The sequence below is a fragment of the Streptomyces turgidiscabies Car8 genome, assembly GCF_000331005.1.
In the GTDB taxonomy this organism is placed as follows: Bacteria; Actinomycetota; Actinomycetes; order Streptomycetales; family Streptomycetaceae; genus Streptomyces; species Streptomyces turgidiscabies.
The window spans coordinates 77518-103433 of sequence record NZ_AEJB01000514.1 but is presented as its reverse complement, the minus strand read 5'-3'; the positions used below and the strand labels follow the sequence as shown (position 1 = coordinate 103433).

The window sequence follows — 25916 nt, the reverse complement described above, 5'->3', positions numbered from 1 at the left end:
GGCCGGGCAAGCCACCCCGGCCGGGCTCGGACGCCGGACAGACCCGGTCAGTCGCGGGCCGCCACGGGTTCGGGTGCCGTCTCCTCCTGCTGCTGAACGGACTTCGCGACGACGACGGACCGGCCCGGACGCCGGGTGCGCAGTCCGGGGAGCGTGGCGAGCAGGCCGACGAGCGCGATGCCCGTCACCACGATCAGTCCGGGCCGGTAGGCGTCGAGGACGGCCTGCGGCGAGGGGTTCGCGGGGGTGCCCGCGGTGACCACCGCCGTCACGACGGCCAGGAAGATCGCGCCGCCCACCTGGACCGAGGTGTTCAACAGGCCGGAGACCATGCCCTGTTCATGGTCGTCGACGCCGTTCGTGGCCTGGATGTTGAGCGAGGGGAAGACCAGGGCGAAGGCGCCGCCGATCAGTACCATCGACGGCAGGATCAGGGTGGCGTAGTCCGGGTCGAGGCTGACCCGGAGGAACAGGGCGTACCCGGTGATCATCAGCACGAAGCCCGCCACGATCAGCCGCTGGGTGCCGAACCGGTCGACGATCGCGCCCATCTTCGTCGCCGACAGCGCGACGATCGCACCGGCCGGGAGGAAGGCGAGCGCCGTGTGCAGCGCCGACCAGCCGAGCAGTGACTGCATGTAGATGGTCACCAGGAACTGGAATCCGACGTACGAGCCGAACAGCGTCAACGCGCCGAGCTGGGCGCGAATCTGGGGGCCGGAGCGCAGCACACCCAGCCGGATGAGCGGTCCGGCGGAGCGCCGCTCGACGCGGACGAAGACGGTGAGCAGCACGGCCACGGCGAGGAAGGACAGCAGGGTCCGGGCGGATGCCCAGCCGACCTGCGGGGCCTGCACGACGGTGAAGACCAGCAGCAGCATCGAGGCGGTGCCGAGAATCGCGCCGGGGACGTCGTAGCCGTTGTGGTCCTTCTCGCGTTCGCTGCGCGGCAGCAGCTTCAGGCCGGCGACCAGGGCGAGCACGGCGACCGGGGCCGGCAGCAGCATGGTCAGGCGCCAACTCGCCTCGGTGAGCAGGCCGGAGAGGACCAGGCCCATCGAGAAGCCGGTGGCCGCGCAGGTGGTGTAGATGGACAGGGCCCGGTTGCGCAGCGGGCCCTCCGCGAAGGTCGTGGTGATGATGGACAGGCCGGCCGGAGCGGTGAAGGCGGCGCTGAGTCCCTTGACGAAGCGGCTGGCGATCAGCAGGGGGCCGGAGTCGACGAGTCCGCCGAGCAGCGAGGCGAGGGCGAAGACGCCGAGTGCCACGAGGAACACCTGACGGCGGCCGAGCAGGTCGGCGGTCCTCCCGCCGAGGAGCAGGAGGCCGCCGTATCCCAGGATGTAGCCGCTGACGATCCATTGCAGCGTCGAGGTGGAGAGGTCGAGTTCGGAGCCGATGGACGGCAGTGCGACACCGACCATCGACACGTCCAGCGCGTCCAGGAACATCGCGGCGCAGAGCACCAGAAGGGTGCCCCACAGACGGGGAGTCCAGCGGCCGTCGGTCGCCGGGGTGGTGAGCGGAGAGGTCATGCCGAAGACAGTACATGCGCATGCATTGAATGCAAGTGCAGTTAATGTGGATGCAACAAACTGGTCGGTGGTACGGAACGCGGGCCGGCGTCAGACGGCGGACTTCTCCTGCCACAGGGCGGCGAGCGCGGGATCGCCGGTCACGCCGGTGAAGGGCTGTCGGTTCCACAGCGCCAGGTAGAGAGCGGCGGCCGGGCCGCTCACCTCGCAGTCGGCCTCCTGATCCGTCGACACCGCCTGGGGGGCGGCTCGTTCGGCCGCCGGCGGCTCCGACGACAGGCGTACGGTCCACACCGCGTCGGCCCGGTCGGTCGCCCGGACCCGGAGCACACGGGGCTCGTCCGTGCGGACCTGGCTCTTGGCGCGGGCGTGGAAACCGAGCAGCAGTTCGTCGATGCCGTCCACGGCGAACTCCGGGGCGAGCGGCGTGCGCGTGGCACCGACCGCGGACTCGGCGTCCACCCGGTGGACAGCGGTCTCATGGGCCTGCCGACGGGCCCAGAAGGCGAGGGGTGAGGGGGCGGTCATGAAGCTCCAGCACTCGACGTCGGGCGGCGCCGAGGCGAGGGTGTCGACGAGGGTGCGGTGGCCCTCCCGGAACCAGGTGAGCAGCGCGCCGCCGTCGAGGTCGGGCGGGCCGCCGGGGCGCTGGGGGGACATGATCCGCTCTGCGACGTACCAGGCGGCCCAGCGGTGTACCACGCCCGTGTGCAGCACCAGGTCGCGTACCTGCCAGCCCGGGCAGGTCGGCACCTTGGCGTCGGTACCTGCCCGCTCGGCGGCGTCGGCCATCAACTGGCCCTGCGCGTCCAGGATTTCCACGAAGCGCACGATTTCCATCAGGCGTTCTCCAGTTGGGAGTCGAGGGGCTTTGGCGGCGTCCGAGGGACTGTTTCTCGTCCCGGGAAGGGTTGGGTGGTCGCCACGAACCGGTCCGCGTCGTCGAGCCACGGGAAGTGGCCGGCGCCGGGCTGGACGACGAGTTCGGCGTGCGGGAACAGTCCCGCGAGCTCGGCCATCGCGGGCGGCGGGGAGTTCAGGTCGACCTCCCCGGCCAGGACGAGGACCGGTGAGGCGAGAGAAGCGAGCGCCGCCCGGGTGGCTGCCGGGTCGAAGGCGCCCTCGGCGGCGAAGACGGCCGCGGCCTCGTCGTGGCGCTGTTCGTCCTCGGCCGCCCGGTGGGCGCGCGCGGTCTCGTCCCAACGGCCGTACCAGAAGGGGGCGATGGCCTGGAAGGTGTCGGCATCGGGCCGGCCGGCGACGAGGGACTCCAGGGCCGCGAACGCCTCCGGGAACCACGGCTCGTCCCGGCGCAGCCGTGCCGTCCGGATCCGGACGTCTCCGGTGACGGTGACGCCGAGGGCCAGGACGCTCGGGGTGATCAGCGCGAGGCTGGCGACGCGCTCGGGGTACCGGGCCGCGTACAGCACGGCCAGGTTCGTGCCGGCGGAGTGGCCGAGCAGGTCGAGCCGGTCGAGGCCGAGGTGTTCGCGCAGGGCCTCGACGTCCTCGACAAGACGGTCGCAGCGGTAGGACGCGGGGTCCTCCGGTACCGCGGACCGGCCGGTGCCCCGGGGGTCGAGCATGATCAGGCGCCGGTGCGCGGACAGGCCGCCGAGGTCTCCGAGGTAGTCGGAGTCCCGCATCGGGCCGCCGGGAAGACAGACCAGTGGCGGCCCCTCCCCGAGTTCGCGACAGGCCAGCTTGGTTCCGTCGTACGCGGAGAAGACAGACATGGCCACGACTCTCGCAGCGCCGTTCCGGCCGGGCAACCGGATTTCGCGTGGTCCTGGACTGCCCGCGGCCGACCCGTGGACGGCGTCCGGGGGCGGTGGCGGGGGAGACGGCGAGGAACGGACGGCCGGGCTGCCGACGGCGAAGGACGGGCTGCGGGCGGGTTGCGGACGGCGAAGGGCGTGCTGCGGTCCGGCTGCGGACGGGGCGTTGCTTGCGAACGTGTTCGACACTACGGTCCCTCTTGATCATCCGATCATCGGCCCGCCGCTTCGAGGGGCTGTCAGACGTGGGCCGTGGGCCAGGGAGAGTGGGCGTTCATGCCGGAGCCGACCCCGCGGATCATCCGCAATCCCGTACTGGCCGGCTCGCACCCCGATCCGTCCATCGTCCGGGTGGGGGCGGACTTCTACGTGGCGACCTCGACGTTCGAGTGGTATCCGGGCGTACGTCTGCACCACTCCAGGGACCTGGTCCGCTGGCGCTCCCTGGGCGGGGCTCTCGACAGCACGCGGCTCCTGGAGCTGACCGGACGGCCGGACTCCGGCGGCGTGTGGGCGCCGAGCCTGAGCCACGTGGACGGCCTCTTCCACCTCGTCTACAGCAACGTGTCGACCTACGCGGGCGGCTTCACCGACAGCCCCAACTACCTGACGACCGCCCCGTCGATCGACGGGCCGTGGTCCGACCCGGTGTTGCTGCACGCGCGTGGCTTCGACGCGTCGCTGTTCCATGACGGCGACCGGAGTTGGCTGGTGAACCTGGTTCACGACTGGCGCCCGGGCCACGGCGGTTCGGCGGGCCTGGAAGCGACCGAGTTCGACCGTGCCACACGCCGTACGACCGGCGAGCCGGTCAGGATCGTGCTGCCGCCGCAGGCCGGCTGGATCGAGGGCCCCAACCTCTACCGTCGCGGCGCCTGGTACTACCTGCTGACCGCCGACGGCGGCACCGGCTACGGCCACCAGGTCACCGTGGCCCGCTCGGCCACCCTGACCGGCCCCTATGAGCGCGACCCCTTCGGCCCGCTGATCACTGCTCGCGACCACCCCGACCTGCCGCTGCAGAAAGCCGGGCACGGAAGCCTGGTGCACACGCCCGGCGACGAGTGGTACATGGCGTATCTCGTCGCCCGGCCCCACGGCCGACACGGACCGTGCGTGCTGGGGCGCGAAACCGCGCTCACCCCCGTCACCTGGACTGCCGACGGCTGGCCACGTACCCCGACCGGCCTGCCCGCCGTAGAGGTAACCGCCCCGGACCTGCAACTCGCCGATGCCGAGGAGGAGCCCGCCGGCCCCGGCCACACGCGCCCCAGGGAGTATGACGGCTTCGACCGGCCGGCCCTCGGCCCCGCCTGGTCCACCCTGCGCCGCCCCGCCGCCCCCGACTGGCTCTCGCTCACCGAGCGCCTCTCCCACCTGCGGCTGCGCGGCGGACGCTCACCGCAGAGCCTCACCGGTGCGAGTCTGGTCGCCCGCCGGGTGACCGCCGCACGCTGTGCCTTCGAGGCGACGGTGGAGTACCGGCCTTACGGGGTGCAGCAGTTGGCGGGCATCACCGCGTACTACAACTCCCGCGCCTGGTACTACCTCCACCTCACCGCCGACGACCGGGGCGAGACGGTGCTGCGCGTGGCGAGCTGCGACCGGGGCGTGGTGAGCGTCGACGAAGCGGGCGAGGTACGCCTCGGCGACACCGCCCGGCTTCGGCTCGGCCTCGACCTCGACGGCGCCACGCTCCGCTTCCGCTACGACACCGGCCCCGGCTGGTGCCCCCTCGGCCCGTCCCTCGACGCCACCGTGCTGTCGGACGAGCATGCCGAGGACATCGTGGACGGACAGATCCGGTCCCTGGGATTCACCGGCGCGTTCGTCGGCCTGTGGGCGTGGGACCTGGCAGGCGGGGGCCTGCACGCCGACTTCGACGAGACCACGTACCGCGTCTCCGGCTGATCGGCACCCCTTCGGCTTCGGCGTGACGAACTGGTACGACCGCAAGGGGCTGCACCGCATCCCTGCCGAGGCGAGGCTCGACGAGTCCGGCGTGCCGGAGTAGCGCACGCGCTCGCCAGTCCCCAAGCCGCTTCGCGAAGTGTCGCCAAGTGGTTCGGGGGTGTGCGGAGACGTGCGAGAGGTCACATCATCGGTGCGCCGCAAATACGAAACGAAAAACTTCCGTTTTGTTTAAGCTTGCCGCTATGAACCTGGACACGCGTACCGACGCCGGCGGTCGGTCTGACATCGCCTTGGTTGCAGACCGCGCGGCGGAGGCCGTCACCCGCCTTCGTGCCACCTTCAACACCGGCCGTACCAGGCCCGTGGCCTGGCGGAAGCAGCAGCTGCGGGCGCTGCGCACCCTGCTGACCGAGCATCAGGACGTCTTCGAGGAGGCGCTGCACACGGACCTCGGCAAGAGCCCGACCGAGTCGCACATGATGGAGATCGGCTTCCTTGTCAGGGAGATCGACCACACCCTGCGTCATCTCGACCGGTGGCTGCGTCCGTCCAGGGTCTCCGTGCCGCTGTCACTCATGCCGGGCCGCGCCTGGACGGTGCGTGAGCCGCTGGGCACGGTGCTGGTCATCGCTCCCTGGAACTACCCGCTGAACCTGGCTCTGGCACCCGTCATCGGTGCCCTGGCTGCCGGGAACTGCGTGGTCCTCAAGCCGAGTGAGGTGGCTCCGGCGACGTCGGCCGTGCTCGCCCACTGGCTGCCCCGGGTCCTGGACCCGCGGGCCGTGGCCGTCGTCGAGGGAGGCGTGCCGGAGACGACCGCGCTGCTGGAGCAGCGGTTCGACCACATCTTCTACACCGGCAACGGCACGGTCGGACGTATCGTCATGGCGGCGGCGGCCCGTCATCTCACCCCGGTCGCTCTGGAGTTGGGCGGCAAGAGCCCGGCCGTCGTCGAACCGGGCGCCGACCTCGCGACGGCCGCCCGCCGTATCGCCTGGGGCAAGTTCATGAACGCGGGCCAGACCTGCGTCGCTCCCGACTACGTCCTCGCGATAGGCGAGGCGGGTACCGGGATCGAGGCGCACCTGCGCGATGCGATCCGTGAGATGTACGGCACCGATCCGGCCCGCAGCCACGACTACGGCAACATCATCAACGAGCGCCACTTCGACCGGCTGACCGGCCTGCTGGGCGACGGCCGGACCGTCGTCGGCGGCGACCACGACCGTGACGCCCGCTACATCGCCCCCACCGTCCTGGCCGATGTCGACCCCGGCTCGGCCGTGATGCGCGACGAGATCTTCGGTCCCATCCTGCCCATCGTCCGAGTCCCCGACCTGGACGCCGCCATCGCCTTCATCACCGGGCGGGACAAGCCGCTGGCCCTGTACGCCTTCACCGCGTCCAAGCGTTCCAAGCGGCGGCTGATCGCGGAAACTTCCTCCGGGGGCCTGGCCTTCGGCGTTCCGACCGCCCAACTGGCCGTGCCAGGGCTGCCGTTCGGAGGCGTCGGCGAGAGCGGCATGGGCCGCTACCACGGCTTGTACTCCCTGGACACCTTCAGCCACACCAAGTCCGTCCTCGACAAGCCGCTGAAGCCCGACACCCTGCGCGTGTCCTACCCGCCCTTCACCCGCCGCAAGGACCGCATACTGCGACGGCTCACCTGAGCGGGGCGAGCGGCCGAGGGAAACGGGCGTAGGAGAGGAACCTGCGTACCGGACCAGCCGCCCGGACGCCTACAGGCCGAAGGCGCCGCCCTCGATGAGGATGGGCAGGCCGAGTGTGATCAGCACCAGTGGGAGCAGAACGTGTCCCCACCGGCTGAGTGCCTTGGCGATGGCGGGCCGGGTGGCGAAGAACCGGCCCGCGACACACCAGACCGCGACCAGGATCAGGAAGACGGCGACGTACACGCTCATTCCGCCGGTCCCGGCGGTGGCGAACACGGGAACGTAGACGCCGACGTTGTCGCCCCCGTTGGCCAGGGTGACCGCGGCGACTTCCAGCATCCCCGGGCCGGTACCGGAGGTCCTCTCGCCTTCCTCGTCGCTGTCGCTGTGCCGCCATGTCTGCCAGGCCGCCTTCGCGCCGAGCGCGAGCGGCAGCAGTCCGAGGTAGGGGATGGCGGACTCGGGCAGGAAGGTCGCGCCGAACGCGGCTGCCACGGCGACGGCGAGGATGGCCACGAACCCGAGGTACTGGCCCAGCACGATCCGGCGGGCCGAGCCGCGGTCCTCCGACCCCTGGGCGAAGAACAGGGACAGGATCAGGATGTCGTCGACGTTGGTGACCGCGAACAGGCCGACCGCCTGACTGACGATGCCCAGGTTCACGGCACGACGCCCCCTCGCTCGGATGCCCCGAGACGGTACACGGAGCCGTTCCGCACCACAGCGGGAGGGGAGTTCGCCCGCCCGTGTTGACCCGGCCCTTCGCTCAACCCTGGCTGTTGTGTCCGAGGGCGCGCAGCAGGAAGGGCAGGAAGCGCTCGGCGGTCTCCAGGGCGGTTGCCGCGTCGATCTGGTCCGGCAGCAGGGGAGTGAGGAAGAACCTGCTCATCATGGGGCCGATGACCAGGTCGCCGAGCAGGTCGGCGCCGACCTCCGACGCCGGGATCTCGCCTCGTTCCACGGCACGCCGGGTGATCTCCTCCATGCGCCGGCGGACGGGCAGTACGAACGCGTCGACGAGGGCCTCGGCGAGCGGGGCGTTGTACGCGGCCTCGCCGACCAGGGTCCGCAGTACGCCACCCTCTCCGCCGGTCAGCGATGCCGCCTTGTCCCGGAGCAGGGCGCGCAGGTCGCCTTCGAGCGTGCCGGTGTCCGGTTGCTCGGTGAGTTGCCTGGCGTAGGCAGCGGCGGCGTCGACGACCAGGACCTCCTTCGACGGCCAGCGCCGGTAGAGGGTGGCGGTCGACACCTTGGCGCGGGCCGCGACGGCGGCGGTGGTGAGCGTGCCGTAACCGCTCTCGCTCAGCACGGCCAGAGTCGCATCCAGCAACGCACGGTCCCGCGAGGCATCGCGGGGCCGCCCTCGACGGGCCGCGGTCGGGGAGGGCGCGGGCCGGTCGTGGGAGTCCTGGGAGGTTTCAGGAGGCGTGGGAGGAGTCACTCCCACATCGTATCGTTCCTACGAAACGAAATGCTTTCGTTTCATATTGGTCTGACGGTGGCGCCCCGTGTCATATCGCGACCCTCCGGGCAGGGTCGAGCTCAGGGCGAGACGCCCGCAGCGGCGCCGGGAACGGCCGCGCCGTGGGTGCCCGAGAAGATGACGCCGGGGTCAGACGGGGCGTGGTTGAGGACCCACAGGCCGATCAGTGTGGCGAGGGTGAAGACGACGGTGACCAGCACGGTGAGGACGAGCCGGCGGCGTCTCTCCCGTCGCAACCAGTCGCCGCGTGCCGTGCGGTAGGCGTCGGGGGAGGGGGCGGCGCTCACCGCACCGGCCAGTGTCTCCAGGGCGGCGCGCAACTCCTGTTCCGTGCGGTCCTGTTCCGCGTATTCCTTGTCGGCCCGGTCCGGGCTGGTGTCGTTCATCGCCGTGTCTCCATCGCCTGGGTCAGAGCGGCGATGCCGCGTGCGGTGTGCGTCTTGACCGATCCGCCGGAGATGCCCATCGCCGCGGCGATCTCGCTCTCCTTGAGGCCCAGCCAGTGGCGCAGGACGAGCGCCTCGCGCTGCCGGGCGGGCAACTGCTGCAGGGCGACGACCAGTACGCGCTGGTCGTCGTGGAGCAGAGCGGTGCTCTCGGCGGAAGCGACGGCGTCGTCCGGCAGGGGCGGGTTCTCCACATGTCTGCGGGCGACCTGGAGGTGGCGTATACGCATCCGGGTCAGATTGCACACGGTGGAGCGCAGATACGCCTCCGCCGCCCCGGTCTCCCGCAGCCGCCGCCACTTCCGGTAGAGCTGGTAGTAGGCCTCGGCCACCACGTTCTCCGGGTCGTCGGCGCCGAGCAGGACGGCCAGTCGCAGCATCGAGGCGTAGTGCAGCTCGAACAGGCCGGCGAGCGCGGCCTCCCGTTCGGCCTCCGCCGGATCGCCCGCCACAGGGGCGAGCACCTCGCCCGGGACGGTGGGTCGCGGAAGGGGCGGCGCGGTGACGGCCGGTTCGGCCAGGGCCGCGACCGCCGGTGGCATCACCGGCAGATGCGTGTGCTGTCTGCGTCTCACGGGTTGTTCACTCCCGTCTCGGGGCGTCGCCTGACGGTCAGGCGGGACGGCAGGTCGGTCGTGTCGGCGCCGCGCGGGACGCCGAGACGTGTCAGGACCGCGGTGCCGAGCACGGCGACGGCCAGGTTGAGCACCAGGGCGGCGAGCCCCGCGTAGATCTGCAGGGGCTGGTCGGCGGGACCGAAGGGCACGATGGACGAGAAGCCCTCGCGCACCACCATGACCGTCCCGGCCACCATGCCGGTGGCCCACCCGGCGAGCAGCGCACGCGGATGCAGCCGGGCCGTGAACAGTCCGACGGCGACGGCCGGGAAGACCTGCAGGATCCAGACCCCGCCGAGCAGTTGGAGGTTGACGGCGTCCTGGTCGCGCAGCCCGAACACGAACGCGACCGCGCCCACCTTCGCGGTCAGCGACACGGCCTTGGCGATGCGTACCTGCCGCTTGGGCGTGGCCGTCGGATGCACGTACTCGACGTACACGTTGCGTACGAAGCTGGTGGCGGCGGCGATCGACATCACGGCGGCCGGGACCAGCGCGCCCACGGTGATCGCGCCGAACACCAGGCCTGCCAGCGGCCCCGGCATCAACCGGTCGACCAGCATCGGCACGGCCGCCTCGGCCCCGCCCTCCGGTGCCCGTACCCCCGCCGCCAGGGCCGCGATGCCGAGGAAACCGAAGAGCGCCAGCAGCCCCGTCCACGCGGGCAGCGCCACGGCGACCTTGCGGACGGTCCGGGTGCCGTCGGCCGCGAAACCGGCGGTGAGTACGTGCGGGTACATCAGCAGCGCCAGTGCCGAGCCCAGGGCGAGCGTGGCGTACGCCGGCTGCTGGGCGGGGGAGAGGAGCAGCGGTGAGTGGGCGGCGTCCGTTCCGCCGAGGCGGCGCGCCGCCCCGTCGAAGACCGGCCCCGGCCCGCCGAACCGGTCGAGGACCAGCCAGCAGACGACGCCCAGCGAGACGAACACGGCCACCGCCTTGAGCGCCGAGATGACGGCCGGCGCGCGCAGCCCGTGCCGGTACGTCGCCACCGCGAGCCCCGCGAACAGCGCCACCATCACCAGGTCCCCGGCAGCGCCCCGAGGATAGAGGCCCCCGGCGGTCAGCACGGCACGTATGCCCAGGAGTTGAAGCGCCAGATAGGGCATCGTCGCGAGGATCCCGGTCAGTGCGACCACCAGCGCCAGCGGCGGCGAACCGTACCGCCCGCGCACGAAGTCGGCGGCGGTGATGTAGCCGTGCCGCCGGGCCACCGCCCACAGCCGGGTCAGAAGAACGAAGGCGAGCGGGCAGACGATGACCGTGTACGGCACCGCGAAGAACGCGGGCGCCCCGTTGCCGTACGCCAGTCCGGGCACGGCGGTGAAGGTGTACGCGGTGAAGATCGTGCCGCCCAGCAGCAGCCAGGTCCACACCGGGCCGAGGCTTCGGTCGGCCAGTGCCCAGCCCTCCAGCGAGGGCAGCCGGTCGCTGGGGCGCAGACGGCGCGCGGTCACGGCGAGCAGCGACGCCCCGCCGATCACGGCGAGGAACGTCGTGGTCATGGCGCTGTCCGCCATGGGTCACCGTCCTTGGTGTGCCTGAAACCCCTCGCCGGAGAGTTGCGCGGCCGGCCGGTTCGGAGGACAGGGAACCGACGGGAAATCTTCTGGAATTTCGGTGTCAACCGTTTCCGGCGGGTGGGCAACTCTTGCACAGACCCTCAGCGAGCGGGAGAGGAGCGCAGGTCATGGCACGGACCGGACATCCACACCCACACCCACGGCCACCGCGACGGCTACGGCACCTCGCCGTCGCCGTGCTGCTCCTCGCGCCCGCGGCAGGGCTGCTGTGGGTCCCCTGGTACGCCGGTGCGAACCCGGATCTCGCCGGGACACCGTTCTTCTACTGGTACCAGCTCGTCTGGGTACCGGGCAGCGGGCTCTGCCTGCTCGCCGCCTACGCGCTGACCAGGGAAGAAGACCGCGACCCCTGACCCGGTCGGCCACCACCGACGTCACTCCTGACGTCATCACCGCCGAGCCGCACGCACCCGATGCGCGCTCGGCATCACCCACCACCGTCAAGGTGAGGAGCCGCCATGCCCGCATCAGCCATGCCCGAATCCGCTCTCCCGGCGCCGGAAGGCCCGCCGTCCACCCCCTCGGATCACTCCGGCCCCTCCGGATCCTCCCGGATGACACCGCGCTCGATCCTGCTCTGGGCCGCCGTCGCCCTGGTCGGCGCCGTCGGCTGGGGCGTCCTCGCGCTGGCCCGGGGGGAGGAGATCTCCGCGGTCTGGTTGGTGATGGCCGCCCTCGGCTCGTACGCCATCGCCTACCGCTTCTACTCCCGCTTCGTCGTCCGCCGCGTCCTGAAACCGGACGACAGCCGGGCCACCCCCGCCGAACGCCTCGACGACGGCGTCGACTTCCAGCCGACCGACCGCCGGGTGCTCCTCGGCCACCACTTCGCCGCGATCGCCGGTGCCGGGCCGCTGGTGGGGCCGGTACTCGCGGCCCAGATGGGATACCTGCCCGGCACCCTGTGGATCGTCGCCGGAGTGATCTTCGCCGGGGCGGTGCAGGACATGGTGGTGCTGTTCCTGTCCATGCGGCGGGACGGGAAGTCGCTCGGGCAGATGGCCCGGGACGAGATCGGCAGGGCGGGCGGCGCGGCAGCCCTGATCGCGGTCTTCGCCATCATGATCATCCTGCTGGGTGTGCTGGCCCTCGTCGTGGTCAACGCCCTCGCCCACTCCCCGTGGGGCACCTTCTCGGTCGCGATGACCATCCCCATCGCCCTGTTCATGGGCTTCTGGATGCACGTCATCCGGCCCGGCCGGGTCGTCGAGACCAGTCTCATCGGGGTCGCCCTGCTGCTGCTCGCGATCGTCGGCGGCAGCTGGGTCCAGAACTCCTCGCTCGCCGACACCTTCACCCTCAGCCCGACCACGCTGGTCTTCTGCCTGGTGGGATACGGCTTCGTCGCCTCCGTCCTGCCCGTGTGGATGCTCCTCGCGCCGCGCGACTACCTCTCCACCTTCATGAAGATCGGCACCATCGCGCTGCTCGCGGTCGGCGTCGTCGCCGCCGCGCCGGTCATGCGGGCGGACGCGGTGAGCGACTTCGCCTCCTCGGGCACGGGACCGGTCTTCGCCGGATCGCTCTTCCCGTTCCTCTTCATCACCATCGCCTGCGGCGCGCTGTCGGGCTTCCACGCACTGGTCGCCTCCGGAACCACTCCGAAGCTGATCCAGAAGGAGTCCCAGGTCCGGCTGATCGGCTACGGCGCCATGCTGATGGAGTCGTTCGTCGCGATCATGGCGCTGATCGCCGCGGCCACTCTCGAACCCGGCCTCTACTACGCGATGAACGCCCCGGCCGGCCTGCTCGGCACCACCGCCGAGTCCGCGTCCCACGCGGTGGCGGGCCTCGGCTTCACCATCACCCCCGACCAGCTGACGCAGGCGGCGAAGGCCGTCGAGGAGCAGACGCTGATCGCCCGCTCCGGCGGGGCGCCGACCCTCGCGGTCGGCATGTCGGAGATCTTCTCCGGGATCTTCGGCGGGGCGGCCCTGAAGGCCTTCTGGTACCACTTCGCGATCATGTTCGAGGCGCTGTTCATCCTGACGACGGTCGACGCCGGTACCCGGGTCGGACGCTTCATGCTCCAGGACATGCTCGGCAACGTCTGGAAGCCCATCGGCCGGGTCAACTGGAAGCCCGGCATCTGGCTGTGCAGCGGACTCGTCGTGGCCGCCTGGGGCTACTTCCTCTACACCGGCGCCACCGACCCGCTCGGCGGAATCAACCAGCTCTTCCCGCTGTTCGGCATCGCCAACCAGCTGCTGGCCGCCGTCGCCCTCACCGTCTGCACGACGGTACTGATCAAGTCCGGCCGGCTGCGCTGGGCCTGGGTCACCGGCGTCCCGCTGGCCTGGGTGGTCGCGATCACCTTCACCGCGGGCTGGCAGAAGATCTTCTCCGACGACCCCCGGGTCGGCTTCTTCGCCCAGCGCGCCAAGTACGCCGACGGCATCGACGCCGGTCAGGTCCTGGCGCCCGCCAAGACCCTCGACGACATGCACACCGTGGTCACCAACTCCACGGTCGACGGCGTCCTGATCGCCCTGTTCCTGCTGCTGGTCGCGGTGGTCATCGCCAACGCGGCCGTGGTGTGCGTACGAGCGGTACGCTCGCCCGCCCCGCTCCCGACGACCGAGACGCCGTACGTCGCATCCGGCATCGACCTGCGGAAGGACACCGCCGCCGAGCCGCTGGTGGGGGCCCGCTCATGATGGCCCGGCGCCGGGCCCGGGACGCGTTCCGGCACCTGCGCTGGTATCTGCGCGAGCTGACCGGAGAGGCCGAGTACGACCGCTACTGCGAGCGTCACCTCGGCCGCCACCCCCAGGCCCCCGTGCCGACCCGGCGCGAGTACGAGGTACTGCGCACCCTGCACCGGGAGACCCACCCCCAGAGCCGCTGCTGCTGAACCCGCCACCTGCCCCCGGCTCGTCGAAGCCGGGGGCAGGCAGGGCTCAGTCGCGGGTCGGCGGTGTGTAGAAGTCGCCGACGGACGTCCAGACGCCGTTCTTCACCTCGACCCGCTGCACACTGCGCGTGCCGAGGTGGTCGCTCGCACTGAACTTCATCACCGGCGACACCCCCGGGTCCACGGCGGAGGCCTTCTCGTACGCCGCGCTGATGGCCTGGGACGTGACGGACCCCTTGATGGTCCCGGCGATCTCGGCGAACACCTTCGCGTTGCTCCAGCCCCACAGCGCGAGGAATCCGGCGTCCTGACCGGGCTCGTACTTGGCCATGGCCGTGCGGAACTCCTTCACCGCGGGGTCCGGGTCCGAGGGCGCCTTGACCAGCTGGACCGCCTTGACACCTTCGGCGGCGTCCTTGGCCAGGGAGATCGTCGACTCGGCAGCCACCGGCGCGTAGGCGTAGGTGGGCAGGGAGAGCCCCTGGAGCTTGGCCTCCTTCATGAAGGCCGCCGCTTCGGGGGAGGTGAGGATCAGGATCACCGCCTGGGTCTTCGCGGCCTTGACCTTGCTGATCACCGGTGTGTAGTCGGTGGTCTGGTACTTGACCGCCAGCCGGTCGACCTCGACCGACGGGTTCACCTTCTTCGCGACGGGCTCGACCTGCTCGGCCACGTTCACGAACGCGGCGGGATCACTGTGCACGACGAGGATCTTCTTCGCCCCGTCCTGCACCGCCCACGCGGCGACCGCGGCGGCCTGGTCCTCGTAGAGGGTCTGCGTTCCGAACAGGCCCGGGCGCGGCGGCTTGTACCAGGACTCGCTGCCGCCGACCTCGTTGAGGACCGGGACCTTGGACTGGGTGAGCACGAACGGGAAGGCGGCCTCGGCCTGGGAGGTGCCGTTCGCGTTGACGATGGCCACGACCTTGTCCTGGCCGACGAGTTCGCGCGCGATCTGTACGGTCTGCTGCGGGTCGGCCGCGTTGTCCTTGACGGTCCACCGGATCTTGCGTCCGTTGACACCGCCCTGCGTGTTGATCATCTTGAAGTACGCGTCGGCGCCCGCCTTCTCGGGCACCCCGTACGAGGCGGTGGCACCGGTGAGGGGGAGCCACGCCCCGATGTGGATCTCCGACGAGTTGCCTCCGCCGGCTCCCACGGAGTCCTGGTCGGCGCATGCGTTGGCCGTCAGCGCCACCACGGCCAGGACGGCTGTGGTTCCTGCGGCGCGACGGAATCTTCTCATTGTCCGGAACACGTTCCACCTCGTTCACAACGGGATTTCACACAACTGGGGAGGTCCGGGCGTCGTCCGCCGCGGTCGGGGCGGCCGTTTCCAGGCCGCCGCTGAAGTACGCCGCTTCCGCCGAGGCCGCGAACCCGGGGTCGCCCGGCCGCCCGTGGGCCGCGACGACGCCCTCGTGCAGCACGGCCACCTCGTGGCAGACGGACATGGCACGGCTGAGGAGCTGTTCGAGCAGTACGACGGTCAGGCCGTCGTGGGCCAGCCGCACCAGCCGGTCGTAGACCTCGTCGACCAGCGCCGGGGCGAGCCCGAGCGCCGGTTCGTCGACGATCAGGACGTCCGGCCGGACGATGAGCGCCCGGGCGATGGCGAGCATCTGCTGCTCGCCGCCGGACAGTCCGGCGGCGGAGACGTGCATCCGGTCGCGCAGCCGCGGCGGCAGCCACTCGACCGTCTCCTCCATCCGCTCGCGCAGGGGTGCGCCGGTGATCCCCGCCGCGTACGCCGCCACTTCGAGGTTCTCTCGCAGGGACAGCGTCTTGAACAGGGCCCGCCCCTCGGGCGCCAGGCTGGTACGGACGGCGTCGCCCGTCTCCCGCTCGCCGTGGGCGGGCTTCAGGGAGCCGTGCAGGATGCCGGCCAGGGTGCTCTTGCCCGCGCCGTTGGCGCCCGCGATCCCGAGCACGACGCCCTTGCGCACGTCGAGGTCGACGCTCCGCAGCGCGGCCACCCCGCCGTAGGAGTGACCGACGCCCCGCAGACGGAGCATGCTCGACTCGCCTACCTGATCGGGTAGTTCAACCCGGCTGCCGACCGTACCCAGATACGACGAGCGCACCTTCGGATCCTGGAGGACGGTGTCCGGGGTGCCTCCGCCGATCGTGCGTCCGAAGTCGAACGCGATCACCCGGTGAGCGACGGAGAAGAGGTCGTCGAGGACGTGGTCGATGATCACCACGGCGGTGCCCGAGGCGTGCAGCCGCCTGATGTGCCCGGCCAGCAGCGCCCGTTCACCCGCGTCGAGGCCGCCGAACGGCTCGTCCAGCACCAGCAGCCGAGGTTCCTCGGCCATCGCGCGGGCGAGGTCCAGCCGCTTCTGGAGGCCGAACGGCAGCTCTGTGGGGCGGCGTTCCGCCACCTCCGCGAGACCCACGGAGTCCAGCAGCCGCATGACGTCGGCCCGGTCCCGGGCCGTGACCCGGCGGCGGGTGCACAACACGTTCTCGGCGACGGTGAGTTCGGAGAAGACCTCCGCGTGCTGGAACGTACGGCCGATGCCCAGCCGGCGCCGCGCGGTCGCCCGCGCCGTCAGCAACGGCCGCCCGGCGAACTCGGCGGTCCCACTCACCCGGCCGTTGCCGGTCAGCCCCGACAGGGCGTTCAACAGGGTTGTCTTCCCTGCCCCGTTGGGGCCGATCACGGCCAGGATCTCGTCCTGCCGCAGCGAAAGGGAGGCGTCCTCCAGAGCTTTGAGCCCGCCGTACGCGACGGACAGGTGCTCCAGCCGGAGAAGGACGGTGCCGTCGGCCGTGGGCCGGAGCGGTACGAGGTCCGCCGACGGCTCGGGGGCCGACGGGCGCCCGACCGCCGGCCGCCACGGAACGCGCCGCAGGAGACCGCGCGCGGGCCTGGCGAGGAACGGCACGACTCCACCGGGCAGGAAGAGAAGCACCGCGATCAGTACGGCGCCCTGCACCACCGGCTGGGGCAGACCGACCGCCGACGAGAGGGAGGGATTCCAGGTCAGATAGATGCCGCCGGCCACCGCGCCGACGACCGTGCCCACCCCGCCGAGCACACACGCCGCGATCAGCGAGATGCCGAAGGTCAGCGAGAACGGGTCCGGGCTGACGAACCCGGTGAGCAGACCGAGAAGCACGCCCGCGAAGCTCGTGCACGCACCGCTCACCGCGAACGACAGCGCCGACTGCGCCTCGGGCGCGATGCCGATCGTACGGGCGGCCAGGGGGTGCGACTTGGCGGCGACCAGCCGCATCCGCAGGCCCGAGGCGGCGGTCGGCACGGCCAGCCCGAGTACCACGGCGGCGGCCCCCACCGCGAGGTACTGAGCGTCGGTGCCCCCGCCCAGGACGGTGCCCAGGCCGAGCGCGCTGCGCAGTCGCAGTACCGGAACTCCCTGGTCGCCGCCGGTCACACTGCTCCAGCGGTTGATGAGTTCCAGGGTCACCGTGGTGAAGGCGAGGGTCAGCAGGGCGATGTAGAGCACCGAGAACCTGGCACCCGCGTACCCGATGAAGGCGCCCAGGACGGCACCGGTGGCGACGGCACCGAGGACCACCGCCTCCAGGGGCCAGTCGTGGCCGCTGCCGTACGCGGCGAAGTAGGCGCCGATGGCGAAGAACGCGGGGTGGCCCACCGACCAGATGCCGGACCAGCCGGCCAGCAGACCGACCGACAGCACGACGACGGTGTACACGGCCGCAAGCCCCACCGAGTACATCTGGTAGGCCGGGATGGCGCCGGACGCCATGAACGCCATGAGCACCGCCCCGGCGGCCGGTCCCAGGGCGGCTTTCGCCAGGAGGGAACGGTTGAAGACCATGGATGCGACCCCTCAGACCCGTTGGAACGTGCGGGTGCCGAACATGCCCTGCGGGCGGATCAGCAGGACCAGCACGGTGAACGTGAACACGAACGTGTCCCGGAAACTGGCGGAGACGTAGTTCGCCGCCAGGTTGTCCAGGACGCCGATGGTCAGCCCGCCGATGACAGCGCCGTACATGCTGGTCAGGCCGCCCAGGAAGATCCCGGCGAAGGCCCGGAACAGCGGGGCGACGAGGGCGGTGGGCACCAGCCCGGAGCGGGGCGCGTAGAGACAGGCGGCGAGCGCGGCGAGACCCAGGCCGAGCGCCCAGGAGAGCCGGGCGATGCGCTGTGCGCCGAGGCCGACGACCCGGGCCGTCTCCGCCGACTCGGCGACCGCCCGCATGGCTGAGCCGAGTGTGGTGCGGGCGAACAGATATCCCACCAGCGCCATGGCGACGGCGGCGACGGCGATGGTCACCAGGCTCTGGACGGGTACCGCGGCACCGGACCAGCGCACCGTCCCGTCGACCAGGCTGGGGAAGGACTTGGGCTGGTCGCCCCAGATCGAACCGGCGAGGCTCTCCACGACGAGGGACACACCCATCGTCACGACGAGCGCGGAGAACAGCTGGCCCTGCCCCAGCGGCCTGATCACCGTCTCCCGTACCAGGAGACCGGCCGCCACGGTGATCGCGACGGCGGCGAGGATGCCGACGACCGTCGCCACGCCCCGGTCGTGGAGCGAGACGGCCACGTACAGGCCCAGGGTCGCGAGGGACGCCATCGCGAAGTTCACGACGTCCGTGGCCCGGTAGATGATGACCAGCCCCAGACCCATGAGGCCGTACACGGCTCCACTGGCCACACCGCTGACCAGGACGAGCAGGAACTGACTCACAGCCACTCCCTTGGAGGAACTTGGGAACTTGCGGAACTCGGGGAATCGGGGACCTTGCGACTCGGGTGGCGCGCGTTTCGCGCCACATGCGAGGAAGCGTGCTCACCCTGCGGACCATGGAGCGGATCCATAAGTCAAAGTGAACTCAATTCAGTACGCTAGGCACTCCTGCGCCGGACGGGCAAGACTCGTGCACGACATTTTGTGCGTGTGGCATACCGGTATTCAGGGCCGGGCGGGCGCGGGCGCCTCGTTGAGCGCGGTGTGCGCCGCCGCGAGGCCGAACACCAGGGCGGGGGCGAGGCCGCCGGCGTACGCGTGCCGGTACAGTCCGCCCGCGTCCGCCCCGGCCGCCAGCAGGCCTGGGATCGGGTGATGCCCGCCCGCGTCGGCCGACAGCGCATGCGCTCCGGTGTCGATCAGCAGGCCCCCGAAGGCGAAGGTGATCGCCGGGGCGGCTTCGACGACGTAGAACGGCGGTTCGTCGAGCGGCCGGCCGTCGAGCAGCCGCCCCGGGGCCGGTGCGCTGTCGCCGCTGGTGGTGGCGTTGAACTCCTTGATCCGGTCACGGATCACGGCGCCCGGGTAGCCCCACTCCTCGGGCATCGACGCGAAGTCGTCCAGGCTCTCGGCCACCGCGCTGCGGGCCCCGGCGCGATGGCAGAGCTGGAACTTGTCGACGCCGGGGATGCCCTCCACGTACGAGGCGCTGATCCATTCGCGGTGCACCCGCGCGTCGGCGACCAGCAGGCCACGGGCTCCCGGCCGGTCCAGCAGCGCCATGGTGGTCAGATGGTCGCCGACCGTCTCGTCGACGAAGCGTTCGCCCGTGGTGTCGAACAGCAGGGCGTGCTCGCTGTAGTAGAGCGCCAGGTCGACGAAGCGCGCGGGGTCGGCCAGGGGGACGCCGGCCGGCATCAGATGTCCGTAGAACCCCGCGTCCTTCTTGCCGAACGCCGCGCCGGCCGCCCGGCCGAGCGCGAGACCGTCGCCCACGCTGTGCGGGTTGGCCCGCAGCCCGATGTCCGCGGCCCGGGGGTGGAGGTGCTCGGCGCGCAGGGCCGGGTCGCCCTGGAAGCCGCCGGTGGCGAGCAGGGTCCAGGTGGCCTCGATCCGGCGTACGGATCCGTCCGGCAGAAGGCACTCCGCGCCCCTGACCGCGCCGTTCTCCGTCAGGAGCGCGTGTGTCCGGGTGGCGGTCAGTACCTCGTGGCCCCCGTCGCGGATCAACCGCTCACAGGTGTCGAGGTAGTGGTTGGTGTCGACCTGATGGCCGCGCCCGAACCCGAGCACGGGTACCGGCGGCCGACACTCCACACCCAGCGACCGTATCCACGCGATGCCGTCGGCGAACCCGTCGATCAGGGCCTCGGCCAGCTCCGGGTCGCCGTCGGGATTGACCCGGTGCAACTCCTCGACGGTGGGGGCCGTCCACACGAAGCCCGCGAAGCGGGCGGATCCGCCGGTGCGTTCCGCCTTCTCCACCAGGACCACCGAGCCGCCCTCGGCGGCCACCCGGGCGGCCGCCGAGAGGCCGGCCATCCCGCCGCCCAGCACCAGAAGATCCACTGTTTCCGCGTCCATAGCGGGCCCCACCGCCTTCATGTCATCTCCATGTTCCATGTCACCGATCGGGGACAAGACGTTAATTGAACTCACTTCTGGAGTCGAGAGGTCGGCCGGGAGTGTGGTGGGACTGTACGAGTTCCGGCCGGGCCGGTGGGGTCGGCCGGGTACGGCGAATGACGTCAGTCGGGTACGAGAACCGCGCGTCCACGCACCTCGCTGGAACGCAGCGCCTCGATCGCCTCCAGCGCGCGCGACAGTGCGAACCGCTCGACCTCCACCTTCAGGGCGCCCTCGCGTGCCAGGGCGACGACCTGTTCCAGTTCGGGCAGGGTTCCCCAGAAGGGCAGGGAGATCCGCGTCCCGGGAGGGAGCGCGCCGGGCTTGCGGACGGTGACCTCCCCGCCGCCGCTGCCCACCACCGCCAGCTCTCCGCCCGCCCGCAGCACGCCGGTCGCGAGGTCCAGGCTGGAGCGGCTGCCGACGAAGTCGAGCACGGCGACCGCCCCGACCCCGCCCGTGCGGCTTCGCAGGGCCGCCGCGCTGTCGGGGCGCAGGAGCGTGCCGAAGTGCGCGCCGCACTCCTCGGCCAGGGCGAGCGCCTCCGCCCGTACGTCCACGGCCAGCACCTGCGCCGTCGTCGTGGCGCGCAGGATCTGGACGGCCAGATGACCCAGCCCGCCGACACCGAGCACGACCACGCTCGTGCCGTCATCGATCGCACGCCGGACCGTGGCCACGGCGTGGAACGCGGTGAGCCCGGCGTCCGACAGCGGGGCGGCCTGTACGGCGGCCAGCCCGCCGACCGGAACCAGCAGCCGTCCGGACGGCACGAGCAGCCAGTCGGCCATCCCGCCGTCGCGTCCCAGCCCCGCCCCGGTGCCGACGCGGTCCGTGTCCAGTGCCGCGCGCCGGTCGCAGTAGTTCTCCGCCCCGAAGGCGCAGCGTGCGCAGTTCCCGCAGCCCCAGGGCCCGTATACGACGACCCGCTCGCCGACCGCCGGGCCCGTCGCGAGAGGGCCTCGTTCCGTCACCCGGCCGGCGACCTCGTGGCCAAGGGTGAACGGGGTTCGGTAGGGGAGATCGCCCGGCCGCGCGTCGATGACATGGAGGTCCGAACGGCACAGGCCGGCCGCCTCCACCTCGATCAGGACCTCCGCGCCCGTGGGGACGGGCCGTGCCACCTCGCTGATGACCGGCGGGCCGCCCCACCGGGTCAGCCTGACCGCTCTTGTCCCGCCTGTTGACATACCTGGGACGCTAGCAAAAATGAAGTCAGTTCAGGAAGCAGGGAGAGGAAAGTGGAGGGAGGCGTGATCGCGCATGGGTGCTGAACAGGCGGAACGGCCGGGGCGGTCGGGCGGTGAGCGCGTGGGACGGTTCGACGGAAGGACCGCGCTCGTCACCGGCGCCGGATCCGGCATCGGCGCCGCGGTCGTGCGGGGGCTCGCCGCACAGGGCGCCGAGGTCTTCGCCGCGGACATCGACGGCCTCGCGGCCGAGGCTGTGGCGAAGGAACTGCCGCGAACGCACCCGCTGACCGTCGACGTGGCCGAGTCCGCAGCGGTGGACCTGGCCTTCGACGAGGTCGTACGACGGCACGGACGGCTCGACGTCGTGGTGCACGCGGCCGGAATCGACGACCCCACGGCCAAGGAGTGGATCGCCGAAGCAGTGGTCGGCAACCGGCCCCCGGAGGTGACCGGGCGGCTCGACGACGACGCCTGGCGGCGCGTCATGCGCGTCAACCTGGACGGCACCTTCCACGTCCTGCGCGCCGCCCTGCGGGTCATGGCGCCTCGCCGGTCCGGAGCCGTCGTCACCGTCGGCTCCTCCTCGGCCTTCGACACCCTGGCCGGCTATCCGCACTACGCGGCCTCGAAGGCCGGCGCACACGCGCTGAGCCAGTCCGTCGCGAAGGAGGCGATCGCGTTCGGCGTCCGCGTCAACACCGTGGCCCCGGGGCCGACCGACACCGGCATGGCCGCCAGGACCCCCGCCGCACTGCGCCACGGCTTCGCCGATCCGCGCGTACGCCCCTACGCCACACCGGACGAGATCGCCGACATCGCCCTGTTCCTCGCGGGCGACGAGGCCACGAACCTCGTCGGCGCGGTCCTCCTCGCCAACGGCGGACGCTTCACGGTCTGACTGTGCGGCGGGCCGACCGTGTGTGGGTCTGACGGTTCGGCGATCTGGTGGTTCGGCGGTCCATGAAACGCTTTACGGCTGAAGGAGACTCGGATGTTCCGGCTCGACCCCGATCCGGCGCTGCTGCTGGAGAGTGACGAACGACGTCAACTGCGCGACATCCTGCGCCAGTTGCTGGCCGACACCTGCGGGCCCGAAGAGGTGCGCGCCCAGACGCGGAGCCCGCGCGGACACGACCAGGTGCTGTGGGAACGGCTAGCCGTCGAGGTCGGCGTGCACGGGCTCGCCGTGCCCGAGGAGTACGGCGGCGCCGGTTACACCTTCGCCGAACTCGCCGTCGCCCTGGACGAGACGGGGCGGGTGCTGTGCCCCGCGCCGCTGCTGTCCACCGTCGTCCTCGCCGGGCACGCCCTGCTGGACAGCGGCGACCGGCAGGCCTGCGCGCGCTGGCTGCCGGGCATCGCCTCCGGCGCGCTCACGGCCACGGTCGCCGGACTACCGCACCGGGCCGACGTGATCGCCGAGTGTGGCCCCGGCGGATGGGTGCTGCGGGGGGAGGCCGATTTCGTGCTCGACGGCGAGGGTGCCGACCTGCTGCTGGTCGCGGCCCGGGCGCCGGGCGGGGAGCGGCTGTTCGCCTGCGAACCGGACACCGCGACCGTCGACCGGGTCGCCCGCCGCGTCCTCGATCCCACTCGACGCCAGGCGCTGATCCGTTTCCGGGGAGCGCCCTGTGAACCGGTCGGCGAGGCCGGGCAGGCGCCGGGGACCGTCGGCGCCGTCCTCGACTCCGGGCGGGTGGCGCTGGCCGCCGAGCACGTCGGTGGCAGTGCGCACGCCCTCGACGCCGTCCTCGCGTACATATCCAGCCGAACCCAGTTCGGCCGCGTGATCGGCTCGTTCCAGGCGGTCAAACACCGGCTGGCGGACCTGCTCGTCGAGGTCGAGGGCGCGCGGTCGGCTTCGGCGTACGCGAGCGCCTGCCTCGCCGGGCGGACGGAGGAGGCGCCGGTGGCGGCGAGCGTGGCAGCGGTGGCCTGCACGGGAGCGTACCGTCTGGCGGCCGCCGAATACGTGCAGCTCAACGGAGGTATCGGCTTCACCTGGGAGCATCCGGCCCACCTGTACGTACGCCGGGCGCGGGCCGACGAGGCCCTGTTCGGCACCGCCGACGACCACAGGCTGCGGCTGGCCGGGCTGCTCGACCTCGTCGGCCGTTCCGGCTGATCGTCGGTCCCGGTCCATTGACAGGGCCGACCACCGCACGCAGAATCGTACTGAATTCAGTTCAGGTTGGAGGAGCTCATGGCAGTCGAAGACGAGATCCAGTTCGAGCGGGACGGGCACGTGGCACGGGTCTGGCTGAACCGGCCGCACAAGAAGAACTGTGTGACGGTGCCGATCCTCGAACGGCTCGACGAGATCATCACCGAGGTCGACGCGGACCCGGAACTGCGCGTGCTGATCCTGCGAGGGCGCGGCAACACCTTCTGTTCCGGGTTCGACCTGGACAGCCTCCAGGCCGACTTCGTCGGCCGGTCCAACGCCATCGACGTCGCCGTACTGTCGGCGAAGGTCTGCGACCGGCTCTACTCGATGAGGACGCCGTCGATCGCCGTCCTCGAAGGCCATGTCACCGCGGGTGGCTTCGAGTTGATGATCTCCTGCGACTTCGCGATCGCCGCGGACGACGCACTGATCGGCGACTTCCACATCCGCCGGGCGCTGTTCGGCGGCGCGGGCCCCATCTACCGCGTGCCGCGGATGATCGGCGTCCGCAAGACCAAGGAGCTCATGCTCACCGGCAAGCTGCTCACCGGTGTCGAGGCCGCACAGTTCGACCTCATCAATTCCTCGGCGCCGGCGGACAAGCTGGACGCGACGGTCGAGGAGTTCGCCGACCAGCTCATCGACAAGAGCCCGTTCACCATGTGGATCACCAAGATGACCATCGACCGGAGCCTCGACGCCGACATCCAGTCCCTGATGGTCATGGAGCACCTCGCGGTCGGTGTGATGCTCAACTCCGAGGACGCGGCGGAGGGCGTCTCGGCCTTCCTGGAGAAGCGGGAGCCGCAGTGGAAGGGCCGCTGAGCGGGGCGGTGCGCGCGAGCACCCTCGGCCGGCTGCACGGCTCACGGTGTGCCGGATGCGCGGTGGCCGTGTACCCGGCCGACCCGGCGTGCCCGCGCTGCGGGGGTCCGGCCGACCCGGTCGTCCTCTCGGACACGGGCACGCTGTGGACCTGGACCGTACAGCGGTACGCGCCCAAGTCGCCGCCGTACGCCGCACCGGACGCCGGGTTCGAGCCGTTCGCGGTCGGATACGTCGAACTCGCCGAGGGGGTAAGGGTGTTGGCGGTCCTCGACGTATCGCCGGACGATGTCACCATCGGCATGGCGGTGCGGGTCGGGGCAGCGGACGGCGTCCCCAGGGCTGTTGCCGCGGGAGCCGTCCCATGAGTGCCGACGACGTCATGATCTGCGGCGCGGGGATCACCTCCTTCGCCCGTACGGAGGCCACCGGCAGGCAACTCGCCGTGCGGGCCGTACGGGCGGCCCTCGCCGATGCCGGGCTCCCGTGGCCGCGTGTCCAAGCTGCCTACGGCGGCAGCGACGCGGCCGGGAACGCCGACACCCTCGTGGCCGAACTCGGCCTGACAGGCGTGCCGTTCGTCAACGTACGCAACGGCTGCGCGACCGGCGGCAGTGCGCTCGTCTCGGCCGTCAACGCCATTCGCGCCGGCGCGGCGGACGTCGCCCTCGCCGTCGGCTTCGACAAGCACCCACGCGGTGCCTTCGACCCCCGGCCGGCCGACTGGGGGCTCGACGAGGCCTACGGCCGTGACGGACTCATGGTCACCACCCAGTTCTTCGCCATGAAGATCCAGCGTTACATGCACGACCACGCGATCAGCGCACGCACGCTCGCGCTGGTCGCCGAGAAGGCGTACGCGAACGGGGTGCGCAACCCCCACGCCTGGCGCCGTGAACCGCTCGACGCGGCCGAGATCCTGGCGTCGGGAATGGTCAACGACCCGCTGACCCGCTACATGTTCTGCTCGCCGGGCCAGGGCGCGGTCGCCCTGGTCCTGTGCAGCCGGGCGGTCGCCCGCGAACTGGACGCAACCCCGGTCGCGTTGCGGGCGGCCGTCGTGCGGACCCGCAGGTTCGGTTCGTTCGAGGTGTTCAGCCCCTGGGCGCCGGCCGGTACACCGAGCAGCGTCACCACGGATGCCGCCCGACTGGCTTTCGAGCAGGCCGGGTTGGGGCCCGGTGACATCGACGTGTGTCAGCTCCAGGACACCGAGAGCGGTGCCGAGGTGATGCATCTGGCGGAGTGCGGCTTCTGCGAGCACGGCGAGCAGGAGCGGCTCATCGCCTCCGGCGCGACCGCGATCGACGGAACGCTGCCGGTCAACACCGACGGCGGCTGCATCGCCAACGGCGAGCCCATCGGTGCCTCCGGACTGCGTCAAGTCCACGAGATCGTCCAGCAGTTGCGGGGGAGAGGGGGCGAACGGCAGGTGCCCGGCGGCCCGTCGAGCGGCTTCACCCAGGTGTACGGCGCACCGGGCGTCAGCGCCTGCACCGTACTGACCCGTTGACCCGCCGGGTCGCCCCGCAGC

General features: G+C 71.4%; 23 protein-coding genes. 10 read left to right on the top strand and 13 right to left on the bottom strand.

Translation table 11 applies throughout. The features are described from left to right. Nucleotides 1-47: 47 nt before the first annotated feature. The 3 genes from STRTUCAR8_RS37395 to STRTUCAR8_RS37385 all read right to left on the bottom strand — a co-directional run bounded on the left by STRTUCAR8_RS37395 (nt 48) and on the right by STRTUCAR8_RS37385 (nt 3271). On the bottom strand, nt 48-1535 hold the full coding sequence (locus STRTUCAR8_RS37395) for an MFS transporter (protein ID WP_006381534.1): 1488 nt from the start codon (nt 1533-1535) through the stop codon (nt 48-50). A 90-nt stretch (nt 1536-1625) separates the two neighbouring features. Then, entirely contained in the window at nt 1626-2375 is a 750-nt protein-coding gene (locus STRTUCAR8_RS37390; protein WP_006381407.1) for a maleylpyruvate isomerase family mycothiol-dependent enzyme, read from the bottom strand. Beyond that, nucleotides 2375-3271, bottom strand: a complete 897-nt coding sequence (locus STRTUCAR8_RS37385; protein WP_044473543.1) for an alpha/beta fold hydrolase — start codon at nt 3269-3271, stop codon at nt 2375-2377. The genes STRTUCAR8_RS37390 and STRTUCAR8_RS37385 overlap by 1 nt, the downstream gene beginning before the upstream one ends. Nucleotides 3272-3589: 318 nt before the next feature. Between STRTUCAR8_RS37385 and STRTUCAR8_RS37380 the strand changes: the two genes are divergently transcribed. Together STRTUCAR8_RS37380 and STRTUCAR8_RS37375 are read left to right on the top strand one after the other, a co-directional pair. Further along, nucleotides 3590-5224, top strand: coding sequence for a glycoside hydrolase family 43 protein (locus tag STRTUCAR8_RS37380; protein ID WP_006381522.1), 1635 nt, complete (start codon nt 3590-3592; stop codon nt 5222-5224). Nucleotides 5225-5469: 245 nt separating this feature from the next. Then, nucleotides 5470-6897: an aldehyde dehydrogenase family protein gene (locus tag STRTUCAR8_RS37375; RefSeq protein ID WP_006381433.1), complete on the top strand. Its 1428-nt coding sequence runs from the start codon at nt 5470-5472 to the stop codon at nt 6895-6897. Nucleotides 6898-6966: 69 nt separating this feature from the next. On the opposite strand, the gene STRTUCAR8_RS37370 is transcribed toward STRTUCAR8_RS37375, so the two are convergent. From STRTUCAR8_RS37370 to STRTUCAR8_RS37350, 5 genes are all read right to left on the bottom strand, one after another. Next, nucleotides 6967-7563, bottom strand: coding sequence for a cadmium resistance transporter (locus STRTUCAR8_RS37370; RefSeq protein WP_006381457.1), 597 nt, complete (start codon nt 7561-7563; stop codon nt 6967-6969). Nucleotides 7564-7666: 103 nt separating this feature from the next. Next, a complete protein-coding gene (locus STRTUCAR8_RS37365; protein WP_234372696.1) occupies nt 7667-8230 on the bottom strand; it encodes a TetR/AcrR family transcriptional regulator in 564 nt (187 codons plus the stop codon). 212 nt (nt 8231-8442) lie between these two features. Beyond that, nucleotides 8443-8769: a hypothetical protein gene (locus tag STRTUCAR8_RS37360; protein WP_006381418.1), complete on the bottom strand. Its 327-nt coding sequence runs from the start codon at nt 8767-8769 to the stop codon at nt 8443-8445. Continuing rightward, a complete protein-coding gene (locus STRTUCAR8_RS37355) occupies nt 8766-9404 on the bottom strand; it encodes a sigma-70 family RNA polymerase sigma factor (RefSeq protein ID WP_006381499.1) in 639 nt (212 codons plus the stop codon). Before STRTUCAR8_RS37355 ends, STRTUCAR8_RS37360 begins: the two co-directional genes overlap by 4 nt. Then, nucleotides 9401-10963, bottom strand: a complete 1563-nt coding sequence (locus STRTUCAR8_RS37350; protein WP_006381439.1) for a sodium:solute symporter family protein — start codon at nt 10961-10963, stop codon at nt 9401-9403. Before STRTUCAR8_RS37350 ends, STRTUCAR8_RS37355 begins: the two co-directional genes overlap by 4 nt. A 170-nt stretch (nt 10964-11133) precedes the next feature. Here STRTUCAR8_RS37350 and STRTUCAR8_RS37345 point away from each other — a divergent pair, with 170 nt between their 5' ends. The 3 genes from STRTUCAR8_RS37345 to STRTUCAR8_RS37335 all read left to right on the top strand — a co-directional run bounded on the left by STRTUCAR8_RS37345 (nt 11134) and on the right by STRTUCAR8_RS37335 (nt 13880). Beyond that, entirely contained in the window at nt 11134-11379 is a 246-nt protein-coding gene (locus tag STRTUCAR8_RS37345; RefSeq protein WP_006381515.1) for a DUF3311 domain-containing protein, read from the top strand. Between the two features lie 105 nt (nt 11380-11484). Further along, on the top strand, nt 11485-13683 hold the full coding sequence (locus STRTUCAR8_RS37340; protein WP_006381557.1) for a carbon starvation CstA family protein: 2199 nt from the start codon (nt 11485-11487) through the stop codon (nt 13681-13683). Next, the gene (locus tag STRTUCAR8_RS37335; RefSeq protein WP_006381480.1) at nt 13680-13880 is read left to right on the top strand and encodes a YbdD/YjiX family protein; all 201 of its coding nucleotides are present in this window, start codon (nt 13680-13682) and stop codon (nt 13878-13880) included. Before STRTUCAR8_RS37340 ends, STRTUCAR8_RS37335 begins: the two co-directional genes overlap by 4 nt. 46 nt (nt 13881-13926) lie before the next feature. Here STRTUCAR8_RS37335 and STRTUCAR8_RS37330 read toward each other — a convergent pair whose 3' ends face one another. The 5 genes from STRTUCAR8_RS37330 to STRTUCAR8_RS37310 all read right to left on the bottom strand — a co-directional run bounded on the left by STRTUCAR8_RS37330 (nt 13927) and on the right by STRTUCAR8_RS37310 (nt 21387). Continuing rightward, nucleotides 13927-15126, bottom strand: coding sequence for an ABC transporter substrate-binding protein (locus tag STRTUCAR8_RS37330; RefSeq protein WP_044473542.1), 1200 nt, complete (start codon nt 15124-15126; stop codon nt 13927-13929). Between the two features lie 37 nt (nt 15127-15163). Then, on the bottom strand, nt 15164-17689 hold the full coding sequence (locus tag STRTUCAR8_RS37325) for a branched-chain amino acid ABC transporter ATP-binding protein/permease (RefSeq protein ID WP_006381548.1): 2526 nt from the start codon (nt 17687-17689) through the stop codon (nt 15164-15166). A 12-nt stretch (nt 17690-17701) separates the two neighbouring features. Next, nucleotides 17702-18571, bottom strand: coding sequence for a branched-chain amino acid ABC transporter permease (locus STRTUCAR8_RS37320; protein ID WP_006381432.1), 870 nt, complete (start codon nt 18569-18571; stop codon nt 17702-17704). Nucleotides 18572-18796: 225 nt separating this feature from the next. After that, nucleotides 18797-20194, bottom strand: coding sequence for an FAD-dependent oxidoreductase (locus tag STRTUCAR8_RS37315; protein ID WP_267889074.1), 1398 nt, complete (start codon nt 20192-20194; stop codon nt 18797-18799). Nucleotides 20195-20319: 125 nt separating this feature from the next. Further along, nucleotides 20320-21387: an NAD(P)-dependent alcohol dehydrogenase gene (locus tag STRTUCAR8_RS37310; RefSeq protein WP_006381441.1), complete on the bottom strand. Its 1068-nt coding sequence runs from the start codon at nt 21385-21387 to the stop codon at nt 20320-20322. A 73-nt stretch (nt 21388-21460) separates the two neighbouring features. Here STRTUCAR8_RS37310 and STRTUCAR8_RS37305 point away from each other — a divergent pair, with 73 nt between their 5' ends. The 5 genes from STRTUCAR8_RS37305 (at nt 21461) to STRTUCAR8_RS37285 (ending at nt 25895) form a co-directional block, all read left to right on the top strand. Further along, entirely contained in the window at nt 21461-22288 is an 828-nt protein-coding gene (locus tag STRTUCAR8_RS37305; RefSeq protein WP_006381556.1) for an SDR family NAD(P)-dependent oxidoreductase, read from the top strand. Nucleotides 22289-22381: 93 nt separating this feature from the next. Beyond that, on the top strand, nt 22382-23515 hold the full coding sequence (locus tag STRTUCAR8_RS37300; protein WP_006381419.1) for an acyl-CoA dehydrogenase family protein: 1134 nt from the start codon (nt 22382-22384) through the stop codon (nt 23513-23515). A 78-nt stretch (nt 23516-23593) separates the two neighbouring features. Beyond that, the gene (locus STRTUCAR8_RS37295) at nt 23594-24382 is read left to right on the top strand and encodes an enoyl-CoA hydratase/isomerase family protein (RefSeq protein WP_006381506.1); all 789 of its coding nucleotides are present in this window, start codon (nt 23594-23596) and stop codon (nt 24380-24382) included. Further along, nucleotides 24367-24750 (top strand): Zn-ribbon domain-containing OB-fold protein, encoded by a 384-nt coding sequence (locus STRTUCAR8_RS37290; protein WP_006381424.1) that lies wholly within the window; start codon nt 24367-24369, stop codon nt 24748-24750. Before STRTUCAR8_RS37295 ends, STRTUCAR8_RS37290 begins: the two co-directional genes overlap by 16 nt. Continuing rightward, nucleotides 24747-25895 (top strand): thiolase family protein, encoded by a 1149-nt coding sequence (locus tag STRTUCAR8_RS37285; RefSeq protein WP_006381486.1) that lies wholly within the window; start codon nt 24747-24749, stop codon nt 25893-25895. The genes STRTUCAR8_RS37290 and STRTUCAR8_RS37285 overlap by 4 nt, the downstream gene beginning before the upstream one ends. Nucleotides 25896-25916: the final 21 nt, after the last annotated feature.